The sequence below is a fragment of the Kaistia soli DSM 19436 genome, from assembly GCF_900129325.1.
In the GTDB taxonomy this organism is placed as follows: Bacteria; Pseudomonadota; Alphaproteobacteria; order Rhizobiales; family Kaistiaceae; genus Kaistia; species Kaistia soli.
Window position 1 is genome coordinate 132,540 of sequence record NZ_FQUP01000007.1, and the last position, 12,522, is coordinate 145,061.

Here is a 12,522-nt window from a genome sequence, read left to right on the forward strand (position 1 = left end):
TCGCGGCGGTTAGCGATGCGGGGGTGCTGGCCGGCAAGGCGCCGATGCGGTTGGCAGCGGCGGCGGGTCGGTGTATCCCCGTGCTGCGCTCCGAAAGGCGCGCGATTCGCAACCACATGTTTGGGGGACGGCGATGTCTGAGCCGGTCGAACTCGAGGCGCTCGACCTCGCGGCGTTGCTGTGCAGCCGCGTCTGCCACGACATCATCTCGCCGGTCGGCGCCATCAATAACGGGCTCGAGGTTCTCGACGAGGAGAACAACGAGGAGATGAAGGCGTTCGCCTTCGATCTCATCCGCAAAAGCGCCCGCCAGGCCTCCGCCAAGCTGCAATTTGCCCGCCTTGCCTTTGGCGCCGCCGGCTCTGCCGGTGCTGAGATCGATCTCGGCGATGCCGAGAAGGTTGCGCGCGGCTGGATGGATGGCGAAAAAGCCGAATTCTCCTGGACGGCGCCGCCGGCCCTAATGGCCAAGAACCGCGTCAAGCTGCTGCTCAATCTCGTGCTGCTGGCGGTTTCCGCAGTGCCGCGCGGCGGTCATATCAAGGTTGTGGTCGACGGCGCCCCGTCGGCACCCGATTTCAGCCTTCACTGCTCGGGTCCGAATGCGCGCATTCCCGCCGCCTTCGAAAAGCTCGTCCCCGGCCAGCTGATCGACGTTCACGTCGATGCGCATGCCGTGCAGCCTTATTATGCCGGCTTGCTCGCCCGCGCCTGCAACATGGATGTCGTCGCCGCGCTCGAGGGAACCGATGTGCTGATCACCGCCAAGACCCGCGTTCTTACCGACTGAAGCCGCGCTGCCGCGCCGCATGCGCGGGAGAGCCGCGTCTATCGATGGCGGCGAGGCGCTTGCCCCCCGGTCTTGCCGCGGCCATGCGATGTCTGCCGCCCAATCCATCAGGCAAAAGAAAACCCCGCCGGAGCGGGGTTCTGTGTTCTTCGACGTTGACGGGTCTCAGGCGCTGACGCGCATCGGGACCTCGTCCGGCTCGCGCAGCACATAGCCGCGGCCCCAGACCGTCTCGATATAATTGTGGCCGTTGGTGGCCGTTGCCAGCTTCTTGCGCAGCTTGCAGATGAAGACGTCGATGATCTTCAGCTCGGGCTCGTCCATGCCGCCATAGAGATGATTGAGGAACATCTCCTTGGTCAGCGTGGTGCCCTTGCGGAGCGAGAGCAGCTCCAGCATCTGGTATTCCTTGCCGGTCAGATGGACGCGGCTGCCATTCACCTCGACGGTCTTGGTGTCGAGATTGACCGTCAGGTCGCCGGTGTTGATGACCGACTGGGCATGGCCCTTCGAACGACGGACGATGGCGTGGATGCGGGCGACGAGTTCGTCCTTGTGGAACGGCTTCGTCATATAGTCGTCGGCGCCGAAGCCGAGACCGCGCACCTTGTCCTCGATGCCGGCAAGGCCGGAGAGGATCAGGATCGGCGTCTTGACCTTGGAGAGCCGCAGCGCGCGCAGCACCTCATAACCCGACATGTCCGGCAGATTCAGGTCGAGAAGAATGATGTCGTAATCATAGAGCTTGCCGAGATCGACACCCTCTTCGCCGAGATCCGTCGTGTAGACGTTGAAATTCTCGGACTTGAGCATCAGTTCGATGCTCTGCGCCGTGGCGCTGTCGTCCTCGATCAGCAAAACTCTCATACCAATCCCCTCATTGCCTATCCTGGGCTTGGCGTTCCGGTCCTTCGAACCGGCCGCCATGGGAAACGGCTCAACCCCGATTCGAAGCCTAACGAACAATGGTTAACAAATTCCGATTCGCGCCCACAAGCGGCTTGGACGAACGGGACGAAAATTCCTCCCGCCGCCTGAATTGAACGCCGTTCAGCACCCGAGGGCGTCGATAGGCGCAATTGCACGGATCGCAGTAACCAATTCGTCGGACTCCGCATTTTAGGATGGGTCAGCATCCGATGGGGTTTACCTGGCCTTAAGCCCTCCTTCGCCATGATTAACGCGAGACGTAAACGAAACGTTAGCGTGGAGCCGAAGGTTTAAGGTTTTGACAAGTGACTGGCACGCGCAGGCGGGTCGGTTGCGCCGCATCGGGGGCGGACGTGCAAGCACTTCGGAGCCGGCGTTGTGCCGGATTTGGGGGCTGAGGGGAGTTGTGGGTGTAATGAAGTCGCGTGAGAGCCTCATTCGGCTGAAGCGTTTCCAGGCTGAAGAGAAGCGTCGCCGCGTTCAGCAGATCGAACTCATGATCGCTGAATTCGAACGGATGGCGCGCGATCTCGAGGATCAGATCAAGATCGAGCAGGAACGGAGCGGCATCCGCGACCAGAGCCATTTCGCCTATCCGACCTTTGCCAAGGCCGCGTCGCAGCGGCGCGACAATCTGCTTGCCTCAGCCCAGGAACTGCAAACCCAGCTCGAAACGGCGCAGGACGAACTGCTCGCCGCGACCGACGAACTGCGCAAGCATGAACTGCTCGCCGAGCGCGACCAGGAGCGTGAGCGCGGTACTGGTGACGCCGATGCCAAGGAGCCGGCCCGCCGTGGCCGCCAGACGCTGGCCGGCGAGCGCCGTAGCGTCTGACCGTTATTCAGGCCCGCTCCCGGCCTCGGCTGGATCGATGAGCGGCACATGCGGCCCAGCTTCGCGCGGCAGGAAACCGTCGAGCCGCGGATCACGGGACACTTCGATCGCGAATTTCCAAGGCCGAAATCCCATGCGCTGATAGAAGGGCAGGGCGGCCGGATGATCGAAATGGCAGGTGTGCAGCCAGACGCGTTCGGCACCGCCGCCAAAGGCACGATCGAGCACGTCTGACATCAGTCCGCGCGCCGCGCCTGTTCCGCTTTCGGACGCCACCACGCCGAACATCGCGACTTCGAGCGAGTGCACATCCTCCGAATGCTGCAGCTCGGCAAGGCCGAGTGGCTCACCGTCCCTTTCGAGAAACAGGATCTCGGCGCCCGGGCGGCCGAGCTGCGCCAGGAGTTCGGCATCCGACATCACGGCGCGCGAGAACCACAGCCAGGCTTCGCCGATCCGTCGATAGAGATCGCGATAGGCGGCAAGATCGGGCGTCTCGAGCAGTCGCACCGTCAATCCCGGCGGCAGCGGGGCGACGCGGCCGGCCTTGCGGTCGTTCAACTGAAGATAGGTGACGACATTGGCGATCAGTCCCGGCGGGAGATCGGTATAGCCATCGAGATCAAGCGGAATGGTCGCCATCGGACATCTCACGGTCGAGCAGGAAGCGGGCGGCGGCGAACATGGTCGGCCGGATATTGTCGCGCGCGGCGAGGACGAGCAGAAGCGGTTCGTTCTCGAGGAAATATTCGAGCACAGCGGCAAGGAAGCCGGGATCGGCAGCGGCGGTGCGCAGCGTCTCGGGTCCGATGCCGGCCAGCGCCAGGAAGCGGCCGAGTTCCTCGGGCTCGCTTGCAAGAAAGGCGAGCGCCTTGATCGCAAGCTGCTCGGCGCCCTCCAGCGACATCGGCGGTTCGCGGTCGCGGATCATGTATTTTCCTTTCCGAAACGAATCGTCGCTAGAACTTAGCGCGAAGTGAACCAGGTGGGGCCGACACCAGCGGCGCCGGGATGTTGCGTTTCCGCGAGGCTGGTGAGGCTGCGCGGCAGAGGCTGAGTTCGCATGGCGAAGACCGTTCTGGTCGTGGAAGACAACGAGCTCAACATGAAGCTCTTCCACGACCTTCTCGAAGCGCATGGCTATAACATCATCCAGACCCGCAACGGCCTGGAGGCGCTCGATCTCGCCCGCCGCCATCGGCCGGATCTGATCCTGATGGACATCCAGCTGCCCGAGGTCTCCGGCCTCGAGGTGACGAAATGGATCAAGGAGGATGACGAGCTCCGGTCGATCCCGATCATCGCCGTCACCGCCTTTGCGATGAAGGGCGACGAGGAGCGAATTCGCCAGGGCGGCTGCGAAGCCTATCTCTCCAAGCCGATATCGGTGACCAAGTTCATCGAAACGGTAAAGGCCTATCTCGGAGACGCCTGATGACCGCCCGTGTCCTCGTCGTCGACGACGTCGCGATCAATGTCAAATTGCTCGAGGCGATTCTGACCGCCGAATATTTCGAGGTCGTGACGGCGTCGAACGGTGTTGACGCGCTGGAGGTCTGCGCGCGCGGGCAATGCGATATCGTCCTGCTCGACGTGATGATGCCGGGCATGGACGGGTTCGAGGTCTGCCGCAGGCTGAAGCAGAACCCGCTCACCGCGCAGCTTCCGGTGATCATAGTCACCGCGCTCGACCAGCCTTCGGACCGTCTGAAGGGCCTCGAGGCGGGCGCCGACGATTTCCTCACCAAGCCCATTAATGAACTCGCCCTCATCACGCGTGTGAAGAGCCTCGTCCGGCTGAAAGCGCTGACGGACCAGTGGCTGCTGCGGGCCGGGCTCAGTAGCGAAATCGGGCTGACCGATCCCTTCGAAGGCGTCATCGCCTCCGGCGACCACGGCACCATCCTGCTCGTGGAGGACAAGGACTCGCGGCGAGCCCGCATCACGCAGAGCCTTGTCGAAGCCGGCCATCACGTCGATGTCGAAACCGACCCGCAGGAGGCGCTGTTTCGAGTCATCGAGGGCACCCACGACCTCGTCATCGTTAGCCTCGATCTCGCTGATTTCGACGGCTTGCGGCTCTGTTCGCAGATCCGCTCGCTGGAGCGGACGCGCCTGCTGCCGATCCTCGTGATCGCGCAGTCCGATCAGACGCACCGACTGGTCCGCGGTCTCGATCTCGGCGTCAACGACTACCTGATGGCGCCGATCGACACCAATGAGATGCTCGCCCGCGTCCGCACGCAGGTCCGACGCCACCGCTTCATGGAGCGGCTGCGCGACAGCGCCCATCTCACCATGGAGATGGCGATCACCGACGGGCTGACGGGGCTGCACAACCGGCGTTATCTGGAGCGCCACCTCGCGGGCCTCGTCGACCAGGCCTCGCAGCGCCAGCGGCCGCTCAGCCTGCTGATTCTTGACATCGACTTCTTCAAGCAGGTCAACGACACGCATGGCCATGATGCCGGCGATGATGTGCTGCGAGAGTTTTCTCGCCGCATCCGCCGCACCGTGCGCAGCGTCGATCTCGTCTGCCGGCTCGGCGGCGAGGAGTTCGTCGTGGTGATGCCGGATACGGACATTCGCGATGCGGCGATGGTTGGCGAACGCATCCGCGAGCGAATCGCGAGCCAGCCCTTCCTGATCGAGGGCGGCGAGGAGCAGATCGCTATCACCGTCTCGATCGGGCTTGCCGCCCGCACCGGGGGTGGCGATGCGCAGGATACGCTGCTGCGGCGCGCCGACGACGCGCTCTACAAGGCGAAGCGCGAAGGTCGCAACCGCGTCAGCGCCGCCGTCGCCTGAGAAGCGGCGGATTGGATTGATCGCTCGCGCTGGGGTGAGTTACCCGCCGCGCCGAAGGCCGGAGCTGCCACGTTCCCCAAACGAAAAGGCACCGCAGAGCGGTGCCTTTGAAGCGCGAGACGGACGCTGTGGCGTCGCGACTTACTTGATCTTGGCTTCGCGGAACTCGACGTGCTTGCGCACGACGGGATCGTACTTCTTGACCGCGAGCTTCTCGGTCATCGTGCGGGAATTCTTCTTCGTGACATAGAAGAAACCGGTGTCCGCCGAGCTGACGAGCCGGATCTTGATGGTGGTGGCCTTGGCCATGACAAACCTCTGCATGGTGCCGGCCGGGCATGCCCCGCCGACTGGAAATGTGGGCGCACCCTACGGATATGCGTTCGAAAGTCAAGGAAGCTTGCGACTGTCGGCGCCATCTGGCGAAGGAAAACGGCGTCAGGTCGCGGCAGCCCTGTGGATGCGGGTGATGGCAAGCAGGATATAGGCGCAGAAGAACACGCCAAGCGCGATCTCGAACCCGTGTGGATCGACCGCGTCCATCGCGACGCCGATCGAGGCTGGCCCCACAAGGGCGCCAAGCGAATAGCAGAAGATATAGGCAGCATTAGCAGCCGCGAGATCCTCGCCGGTGAACCGCGAGCCGAGATGGGCGAGGCCGACCGTATAGAGCGAGCTGACTGCGCCGCCCCAAATTCCGAGCGTCACCATGAAGGGCCAGAAGTCGGTCGAAACGAGTGGCAGCACGGCGGTGCCGGCAAGGCCGAAGCAGGCGATGCAGAGCAGGAGCTTCCGCCGGTCGACCCGGTCGGACAGGAGCCCCATCGGCATCTGCAGCAGGATATTGCCGATGGTCGCAGCGATGCCGAGCAGGATCACGGTATCGCGGTCGTGGCCGACGCGTTGTCCATAAATGGGCAGCAGAGCGAAGGCGCCGCTCTCGACGACGCCGAACAGAAGCGCCGCGCCGGTGGCGATCGGGGCGAGGACCAGGAAGCGGGCGAAGGAACCGCTCGGGCGATGGCCGAGCTTCGGGGCAACCTTGAGGCCCGCCAGCACCGGCAGGATTCCGAGCGACAGGACCAGGGCTCCGGTGATGAACGGCATCAGGCCGCGCGTGCCCGTCAGCGAGAGGATGACCGGGCCGAGCGCGAAGCCGGCCGAAAGCACCGAGACATAGATGCCCATGATGATGCCGCGCCGTTCGGGCGGGGCGGCGCTCGAAATCCAGAATTCGGACAGGACGAAGGTAATGGTCAGCGCGGCGCCGGCAACGAGTCGGAGCGGAAACCACAGCCAGAACGGCGCGAAGTAGAAGACGGGCAGGCAGGCGGCGAGAACGAGGATCGACAGCATCAGCGTCTGGCCGGTGCCGAATCGCGTCGCGAGGCGCGAGACGAAGGGCGTGATGCCGAGCGAGGCGAGGCCCCAGAACGCCGTGTTGAGGCCGATCCAGGTGGATGAGATGCCGCGGTCTTCGAGCGTCAGCGCGAGGAGCGGCAGCGTGATGGAAAAGCCGAGTCCAACCGCCGCGATCGAACCGATGGCCGCGACGAGGCCAGCCATGCCCCCGCCAGCGGCGCCGTGGTCAGGAACGCTGTCGCGGCCGGGAATGACCTCGCCTGTCATGGAAAAACCTCAGGGACAGATGGCTCGGGCAAGCGCCGCTAAGCCGGGCCGCGGGGTCAGCCGACGGCACCACCGGGGCGGTGGCGGTTCAACTGAGGTCCGGCTGCCAGGGCGCCTTGGCGTCTTCATCCGGAACGTGGTCCGGATCGAAGCCATGCATATACAGCGCCCATTGCAGGCCGACGACGGCGCCCTTGATCGGACGCAGCAGCGCCAGTGTCAAGATCAGCGTCAGGGGTAGCCAGATGACGAGATGGACGAAATTGGACGGATGGAACGCCGTTTCGACGATCAGGATCAGGGGAACGATGATATGCCCGACGGCCATGATCGTGAAATAGGGCGGGGCATCGTCGGCGCGCTGATGCGAGAGATCCTCGCCGCAGGCTTCGCAGCGATCGACGACCGTCAGATAACCGTTGAAGGCACGGCCCTTGCCGCAGGCAGGGCAGCGGCAAAGAAAGCCGCGCGCCATCGCGTTCCATGGCGAGCGGCGCGGCCGGGCGGCCGTGGCCTCGCTGGCCTGTCCTGTCCACTCGCTCATCGAAGGTCTCCTTCACACCTTCATATCGCGGCGGCCGGGCGACAAACAAGGGAACGCGTCAATCGGCCCCGCCGGAGCGGGCAGGGCCGGTGGCCAGAGGTCTATCGTGCGGGACGGCGGGCGCTCGCGGCCACGATGACGGCGATGATGATGAGCCCGGTCGCGAGATAGCGCATGCCGGCACCGAAGCCATAGGTGTTGAGCATCGTGACGACGAGGAACAGGAACAGCGCCGCACCCCAGAGGCCCGGGACATTCGAATTGCCGCCGGCGACCGACGAGCCGCCGATGACGACGAGCGCGATCGAGGTCAAGAGATATTCCTCGCCCATCGACAGCGAGGAACCGCCGGAAAAGCCGGAAAGCAGATAGCCGCAGAGCCCGGCGAAGACGGCGCTCATCACATAGGCCGCGAAGCGCGTCCGGCCGACATCGATGCCGGCGAGGCGCGCGGCGCGGATGTTCTGGCCGATCGCCGTGACCCAGCGGCCATAGAGGGTCCGGCGCAGGACCAGTTCCATGACGGCCGCGAGCACGATGATGCAGATCGCCAGCACTGGCATGCCGAACAGCTGCGCCGTCGTGAAATCGGCCAGCATGGGCGGCGGCTTGATGCGGATGCCGCGGCCATAGGCGATCGCCGCCGACTGGATCAGGAAGCTTGATGACAGCGTCGCGATGATCGGGGGAATGCGCAGCAGCCAGATCAGGGCATAGTTGACAATGCCGACGGCGGCGCCGCAGGCGATCGCCACTAAAAGGCCGGCGAGGATCATGCCGTCCTGCGTGTCCATGATCTTGGTCGCGACGGCGCCGGCCAGCGTGATGGTGGCGGGGATCGACAGGTCGACATTGCCCGGCCCCAACGTCACCACATACATCTGGCCGATGCCGACGATGACCGAGAAGGTGGCGAAGGTGAAGGCAGCCGTCAGCACCTCGCCGGCACCACGGCCGCCGGTGAAGAGGATCGTCACGAGCCAGACCGCGATCGCCGCGACATAGGCCCAGAGCCATGGCCGGCCGGCGAGGCGGCGGAGAAAGGCGGCGGCGTTCATCGGTTGCGCTCCGCTCGGTCGATCAGGGTTCGGGCGGCCAGCACAACGATGAGAATGGCGCCCTGCGCGCCGATCTGCCAGTCGGGCGAGATGCGCATGAAAGACAGCATCGAGCCGGCGAGGGTCAACGTGGCAGCGCCCATCACGGCACCAACAGGCGAAATGCGGCCGCCGACGAATTCACCGCCGCCGAGGATGACGCCGGCGATCGAAAGCAGCGTGTAGCGCAGCGCGATATTGGCATCGCCCGACGTGGTGAGCCCGACGAGCGAGAGGCCCGCCAGCATGCCGAAGAAGCCGGCGAGCGCGAACATCGCCGCTTTGACGCGGAGAAGCGACCATCCCGCGCGCTCGATCGCCTTGGGATTGCCGCCGGCCCCGCGCAGAACCGCGCCATAGGACGTCCGCATCAGGAGGATATGCGCGATGACCGCGATCACGATGGCGGCGATGATCGGAAACGGGATGAAGGCGGGCTTCAGCGTCATCATCTGGCGGATCCAGGCCGGTGCCTGACCGCCGGGGACCGGCAGGATCAGCACCGAAAGCCCGAGCCAGACGAAGGACATGCCGAGCGTTACGACGATCGAGGGCAGGTTTCGCCAGTGGATGAGCGCGCCGAGCGCGGCATAGACGAGGATGCCGAAGGCGAGCACCACGACCCCGGCCAGCGGCGTCTGCATGATCCAGGGCAGCACGGCCGGCAACGCGCCTGAGGCCTGCAGATCTTTCACGAGCGGCAACGCCGCAACCCCGCCGGTCAGCATCGTCGCGCCGACGCAGGCGACGAAGCCGACATAGGTCCCGATCGAGAGATCGAGATCATTGACGGTGATGACGCACATCTGCGCGATCGTCGCCAGCGCGATGGGTATCGCGAGGTTCAGCATCAGGTTGAAGCCGACATAGCTGATGGCGCGGGGTTGCAAGGCATAGATCGCGACCAGGAGCACGACCAGCGAGATCGCCGGCAGCAGCATCCGAAGGTTCCGCGCGAATGACGTGCCCGTCATGCGACGTCCTCGAACGAGGCGTGCAACACGCGTTCCTCGGTCAGTTCGCCGCGCGTGAGATCGGCGACGATGCGGTGGTCGCGGAAGACATAGACATGGTCGCAGTGCTTCAACTCGTCCATTTCCGTCGTGTACCAGAGGAAGGTCCGCCCGCGCTCGGCCTCGGCGCGGATCATGCCGTAGACCTCCTGCTTCGTGCCGATGTCGACGCCGCGCATCGGGTCGTCCATCAGCACGGTTTCGGCGGTCGAGCCGAGTGCGCGGGCGAAAAGCGCCTTCTGCTGGTTGCCGCCCGAGAGCGACAGGATCGGATTGTGCATATCCGGCGTGCGAATGCCGATGCGGGACCGCCAGTCGTCGGCCATGGCATCGGTCTTGTCGCGGTCGATCAGGATGCCGCTGCGCAGCCGCTTCAACGATGTGATGGTGATGTTCTCGGCAATCGACCAGAGCGGGAAGACGCCGTCGGTCTGGCGGTCGCCCGCGACCAGCGCCGAGCCGCCTTCGACCGTGATGCCCGGCGCGCGGTGGCGCGCGGCGTCGAAGATGCGGATGAGCATTTCCGATTGCCCTTGGCCGCCGAGGCCGGCAAGCCCGACAATCTCGCCGCGATGGGCAACCAGTTCGTTGCCCCCGGTTCGGGCGCGGGCGCGAATGCGCGGAGCGCCCTGGCGGCGCCCTGCGGCCATATCGCGGGTGCCCGCTTCCTCATGCGCAACCGTGCCCATCGCTGCGACAAGGCTGGTGCGCGTGAATTCGGCCGCCGGCCGCTCCGCAACGACGCGGCCATCCTTCATCACGATGACGCGGTCGGCGGCGGCGAGGATTTCGCCGAGGAGGTGTGAGATCAGGACGACGCAGCCGCCCTCGGCGACGAAGCGGCGGACATAGGCGAGGAGCTGGCTGGCGAGATGCGCGTCGAGCGAGGATGTCGGCTCGTCGAGGATGACGAGCCGTGCCGGCGCATCAGTGACCGTGAAGGCGCGGGCGATCTCAACCATCTGCCGCCGCGCGATCGGCAGGTCGCCGACGATGTCGCCCGGGCCGATGCCGTGGTTAGGAAACACCTGGTCGAGCTGCTCGACGATCAGCCGTCCGGCGCGGCCGCGCCAGCCGAAGCCGGACAACGCGCGATGCATGACGCGGGCGTTCTCGGCGACCGTCAGGTTGGGGCAGAGCGACAGTTCCTGGAACACGCAGCGGATGCCGTTAGCCTTGGCGGTCGCGATCGTGTGCGGGCCGGCCGATTCGATGCCGTCGATCAGCATCCGTCCCTCGGCGCCGAAGACGCCGGCGAGCAGGTTCATCAGCGTCGACTTGCCGGCGCCGTTATGACCGACAAGGCCGATGCATTCGCCCGGATGACAGGCGAGGTCGACGCCCTGCAGGGCGCGCACGGCGCCGAAGCTCTTTCGGACATCCTCTAGGCGGATGATCGGCGCGCCGACGGGCATGGAAAGCGGCAACTCCTGAGGCGGCGTTAACGCCGTCGACCAAAGCGATCGCCGCCGCTGGCGCGGAGCCAGCGGCGGCGGATGTCAGCAGCGCGTGCCGCTACTTCTTGGCGGCGGCGTCGACGACCTTCTGAGCATCTTCGGCGGTGTATTCGACATTGGCGACGCCACCCTTTTCGGTGGTCTCGAGCGCCTTATCGAGGCCGGCCTGATCGACGCGCAGGAACGGCACGACGAGGTCCTTCGGGACCTCCTTGCCGTCGAGGATCTGCTGGGCAACCCAGAAGGCCAGCGTCGAGACGCCCGGGGCGATCGAGGCCGAATAGGTCTCGTAGCCGTTGGCGTCCTTCTGCTCCTTCCACCAGGCAAGCTCGTCCTGGCGGTTGCCCATGATGATGGTCGGGATCTTGCGGCCAGCGGCCTTGAACGCCTGCGCGGCGCCATAGCCGTCGCCGCCCTGCGTCACGACCGCGACGATATCGTCCGGCAGCGACGGCAGGATGCCGGCAACAGCCGCCTGGGCCTTCGCCTGGTCCCAATCGCCATGCACGGAGCCGACGATCTTGAACTGCGGGTTCTCGGCGACGCCTTCGTGGATGCCCTTCGAGATCTCATCGTCGACGAAGACGCCCGCGAGGCCACGGATCTCGAGGACATTGCCGCCCGACGGGAACTTCTCCTTCAGGAAGGATATCTCATCCTTGCCCATCTGCTTGAAATTGACCGCGATGCGCCAGGCGCAGGGCTCCGTCACGATGCCGTCGAAGGAAACGACGGTCACGCCGGCATCGCAGGCTTCCTTGACGGCGCCGTTGAGCGCGTCGGGCGAAGCGGCGTTGATGACGATGGCATTGTAGCCCTGCAGCACCAGGTTCTGGATCTGCGCGGCCTGCTCGGTCACCTGATTCTCGGCGGTGGTGAACGGATCCGCCGCGGCGACGATGCCGGCCGTCACGGCTGGCTTCGTCACCTTGTCCCAGCTGCGCAGCATCGCCTGGCGCCAGGAATTACCGGCATAATTGTTCGAAAGCGCGATCTTCTTGTCCTTGGTGTCGGCCAGAGCCGATCCGGCGCCGAGCGCGGCCACCAGGGCCAGAAGCGAAACAGTCCCCACAAAGCGGGTCATGATGATCTCCTCCCTCATGTCGCGCTTGTTATGACCGCAGCCTCCCCGCCGACGGTCGCACGACTTGGCCTCATGGAGGCGAAGCGGCCCATCAATGTCAAGTCTTCGGCGCTGCAAGCTGTTGGCGTGCACGCGGCTGTTATCACAACGAAAAAGCCGTCGCAGGCGCAGCCGGCTTACTTCTGTCGCAACGGTCTGAGCGTCTCGTCGTCCAACCAATACTGTTCGGCCGGGGAGGCGTACTTTTTTGCACGCGAAGCCGGCTCTGTTCCTCATCCTAATGGTATCGGACGGCTATGGCGCTTGTCGTGGGTATCATCGGGCATGGCAGCATG

Annotated in this window: 14 protein-coding genes; 4 read left to right on the plus strand and 10 right to left on the minus strand. The window is 65.0% G+C overall.

What is annotated here, in order from left to right; translation table 11 throughout:
- Window positions 1–133: 133 nt before the first annotated feature.
- Complete coding sequence (gene chpT, locus BUB39_RS22290) at window positions 134–790, plus strand: histidine phosphotransferase ChpT (protein WP_073058105.1); 657 nt, start codon at window positions 134–136, stop codon at window positions 788–790.
- 165 nt (window positions 791–955) lie between these two features.
- Here chpT and ctrA read toward each other — a convergent pair whose 3' ends face one another.
- Window positions 956–1,657 (minus strand): response regulator transcription factor CtrA, encoded by a 702-nt coding sequence (ctrA, locus tag BUB39_RS22295; protein ID WP_073058107.1) that lies wholly within the window; start codon window positions 1,655–1,657, stop codon window positions 956–958.
- Window positions 1,658–2,135: 478 nt separating this feature from the next.
- Between ctrA and BUB39_RS22300 the strand changes: the two genes are divergently transcribed.
- Complete coding sequence (locus BUB39_RS22300) at window positions 2,136–2,555, plus strand: flagellar export protein FliJ (RefSeq protein WP_073058109.1); 420 nt, start codon at window positions 2,136–2,138, stop codon at window positions 2,553–2,555.
- 3 nt (window positions 2,556–2,558) lie between these two features.
- On the opposite strand, the gene BUB39_RS22305 is transcribed toward BUB39_RS22300, so the two are convergent.
- Entirely contained in the window at window positions 2,559–3,197 is a 639-nt protein-coding gene (locus BUB39_RS22305; RefSeq protein WP_073058110.1) for a GNAT family N-acetyltransferase, read from the minus strand.
- The gene (locus tag BUB39_RS22310) at window positions 3,178–3,486 is read right to left on the minus strand and encodes a DUF3572 domain-containing protein (RefSeq protein ID WP_073058112.1); all 309 of its coding nucleotides are present in this window, start codon (window positions 3,484–3,486) and stop codon (window positions 3,178–3,180) included. Before BUB39_RS22310 ends, BUB39_RS22305 begins: the two co-directional genes overlap by 20 nt.
- Window positions 3,487–3,618: 132 nt before the next feature.
- Here BUB39_RS22310 and BUB39_RS22315 point away from each other — a divergent pair, with 132 nt between their 5' ends.
- Both BUB39_RS22315 and BUB39_RS22320 read left to right on the plus strand, forming a co-directional pair.
- Entirely contained in the window at window positions 3,619–3,990 is a 372-nt protein-coding gene (locus tag BUB39_RS22315) for a response regulator (protein ID WP_073058115.1), read from the plus strand.
- Window positions 3,990–5,363, plus strand: a complete 1,374-nt coding sequence (locus BUB39_RS22320; RefSeq protein WP_073058117.1) for a PleD family two-component system response regulator — start codon at window positions 3,990–3,992, stop codon at window positions 5,361–5,363. The genes BUB39_RS22315 and BUB39_RS22320 overlap by 1 nt, the downstream gene beginning before the upstream one ends.
- A gap of 141 nt (window positions 5,364–5,504) precedes the next feature.
- Here BUB39_RS22320 and rpmG read toward each other — a convergent pair whose 3' ends face one another.
- The 7 genes from rpmG to BUB39_RS22355 form a co-directional block, all read right to left on the minus strand.
- Window positions 5,505–5,672, minus strand: coding sequence for a 50S ribosomal protein L33 (gene rpmG, locus BUB39_RS22325; protein WP_073058119.1), 168 nt, complete (start codon window positions 5,670–5,672; stop codon window positions 5,505–5,507).
- A 129-nt stretch (window positions 5,673–5,801) separates the two neighbouring features.
- Window positions 5,802–6,992 carry an MFS transporter gene (locus tag BUB39_RS22330; protein ID WP_084527859.1) on the minus strand — a complete coding sequence of 397 codons (1,191 nt, stop codon included), beginning with the start codon at window positions 6,990–6,992 and terminating at the stop codon, window positions 5,802–5,804.
- Between the two features lie 88 nt (window positions 6,993–7,080).
- Window positions 7,081–7,536 (minus strand): DUF983 domain-containing protein, encoded by a 456-nt coding sequence (locus BUB39_RS22335; RefSeq protein WP_073058120.1) that lies wholly within the window; start codon window positions 7,534–7,536, stop codon window positions 7,081–7,083.
- Window positions 7,537–7,637: 101 nt separating this feature from the next.
- The gene (locus tag BUB39_RS22340) at window positions 7,638–8,594 is read right to left on the minus strand and encodes an ABC transporter permease (RefSeq protein ID WP_073058122.1); all 957 of its coding nucleotides are present in this window, start codon (window positions 8,592–8,594) and stop codon (window positions 7,638–7,640) included.
- A complete protein-coding gene (locus BUB39_RS22345; protein ID WP_073058124.1) occupies window positions 8,591–9,607 on the minus strand; it encodes an ABC transporter permease in 1,017 nt (338 codons plus the stop codon). Before BUB39_RS22345 ends, BUB39_RS22340 begins: the two co-directional genes overlap by 4 nt.
- On the minus strand, window positions 9,604–11,061 hold the full coding sequence (locus BUB39_RS22350) for a sugar ABC transporter ATP-binding protein (RefSeq protein WP_073058126.1): 1,458 nt from the start codon (window positions 11,059–11,061) through the stop codon (window positions 9,604–9,606). Before BUB39_RS22350 ends, BUB39_RS22345 begins: the two co-directional genes overlap by 4 nt.
- A 100-nt stretch (window positions 11,062–11,161) precedes the next feature.
- Window positions 11,162–12,187: an ABC transporter substrate-binding protein gene (locus BUB39_RS22355; RefSeq protein WP_073058129.1), complete on the minus strand. Its 1,026-nt coding sequence runs from the start codon at window positions 12,185–12,187 to the stop codon at window positions 11,162–11,164.
- Window positions 12,188–12,522: the final 335 nt, after the last annotated feature.

Bases quoted from the DNA above. Each gene is read 5' to 3' on its own strand.
- chpT (WP_073058105.1), top strand. From the start codon at position 134: ATGTCTGAGCCGGTCGAACTCGAGGCGCTCGACCTCGCGGCGTTGCTG.
- ctrA (WP_073058107.1), bottom strand. From the start codon at position 1,657: ATGAGAGTTTTGCTGATCGAGGACGACAGCGCCACGGCGCAGAGCATC.
- BUB39_RS22300 (WP_073058109.1), top strand. From the start codon at position 2,136: ATGAAGTCGCGTGAGAGCCTCATTCGGCTGAAGCGTTTCCAGGCTGAA.
- BUB39_RS22305 (WP_073058110.1), bottom strand. From the start codon at position 3,197: ATGGCGACCATTCCGCTTGATCTCGATGGCTATACCGATCTCCCGCCG.
- BUB39_RS22310 (WP_073058112.1), bottom strand. From the start codon at position 3,486: ATGATCCGCGACCGCGAACCGCCGATGTCGCTGGAGGGCGCCGAGCAG.
- BUB39_RS22315 (WP_073058115.1), top strand. From the start codon at position 3,619: ATGGCGAAGACCGTTCTGGTCGTGGAAGACAACGAGCTCAACATGAAG.
- BUB39_RS22320 (WP_073058117.1), top strand. From the start codon at position 3,990: ATGACCGCCCGTGTCCTCGTCGTCGACGACGTCGCGATCAATGTCAAA.
- rpmG (WP_073058119.1), bottom strand. From the start codon at position 5,672: ATGGCCAAGGCCACCACCATCAAGATCCGGCTCGTCAGCTCGGCGGAC.
- BUB39_RS22330 (WP_084527859.1), bottom strand. From the start codon at position 6,992: ATGACAGGCGAGGTCATTCCCGGCCGCGACAGCGTTCCTGACCACGGC.
- BUB39_RS22335 (WP_073058120.1), bottom strand. From the start codon at position 7,536: ATGAGCGAGTGGACAGGACAGGCCAGCGAGGCCACGGCCGCCCGGCCG.
- BUB39_RS22340 (WP_073058122.1), bottom strand. From the start codon at position 8,594: ATGAACGCCGCCGCCTTTCTCCGCCGCCTCGCCGGCCGGCCATGGCTC.
- BUB39_RS22345 (WP_073058124.1), bottom strand. From the start codon at position 9,607: ATGACGGGCACGTCATTCGCGCGGAACCTTCGGATGCTGCTGCCGGCG.
- BUB39_RS22350 (WP_073058126.1), bottom strand. From the start codon at position 11,061: ATGCCCGTCGGCGCGCCGATCATCCGCCTAGAGGATGTCCGAAAGAGC.
- BUB39_RS22355 (WP_073058129.1), bottom strand. From the start codon at position 12,187: ATGACCCGCTTTGTGGGGACTGTTTCGCTTCTGGCCCTGGTGGCCGCG.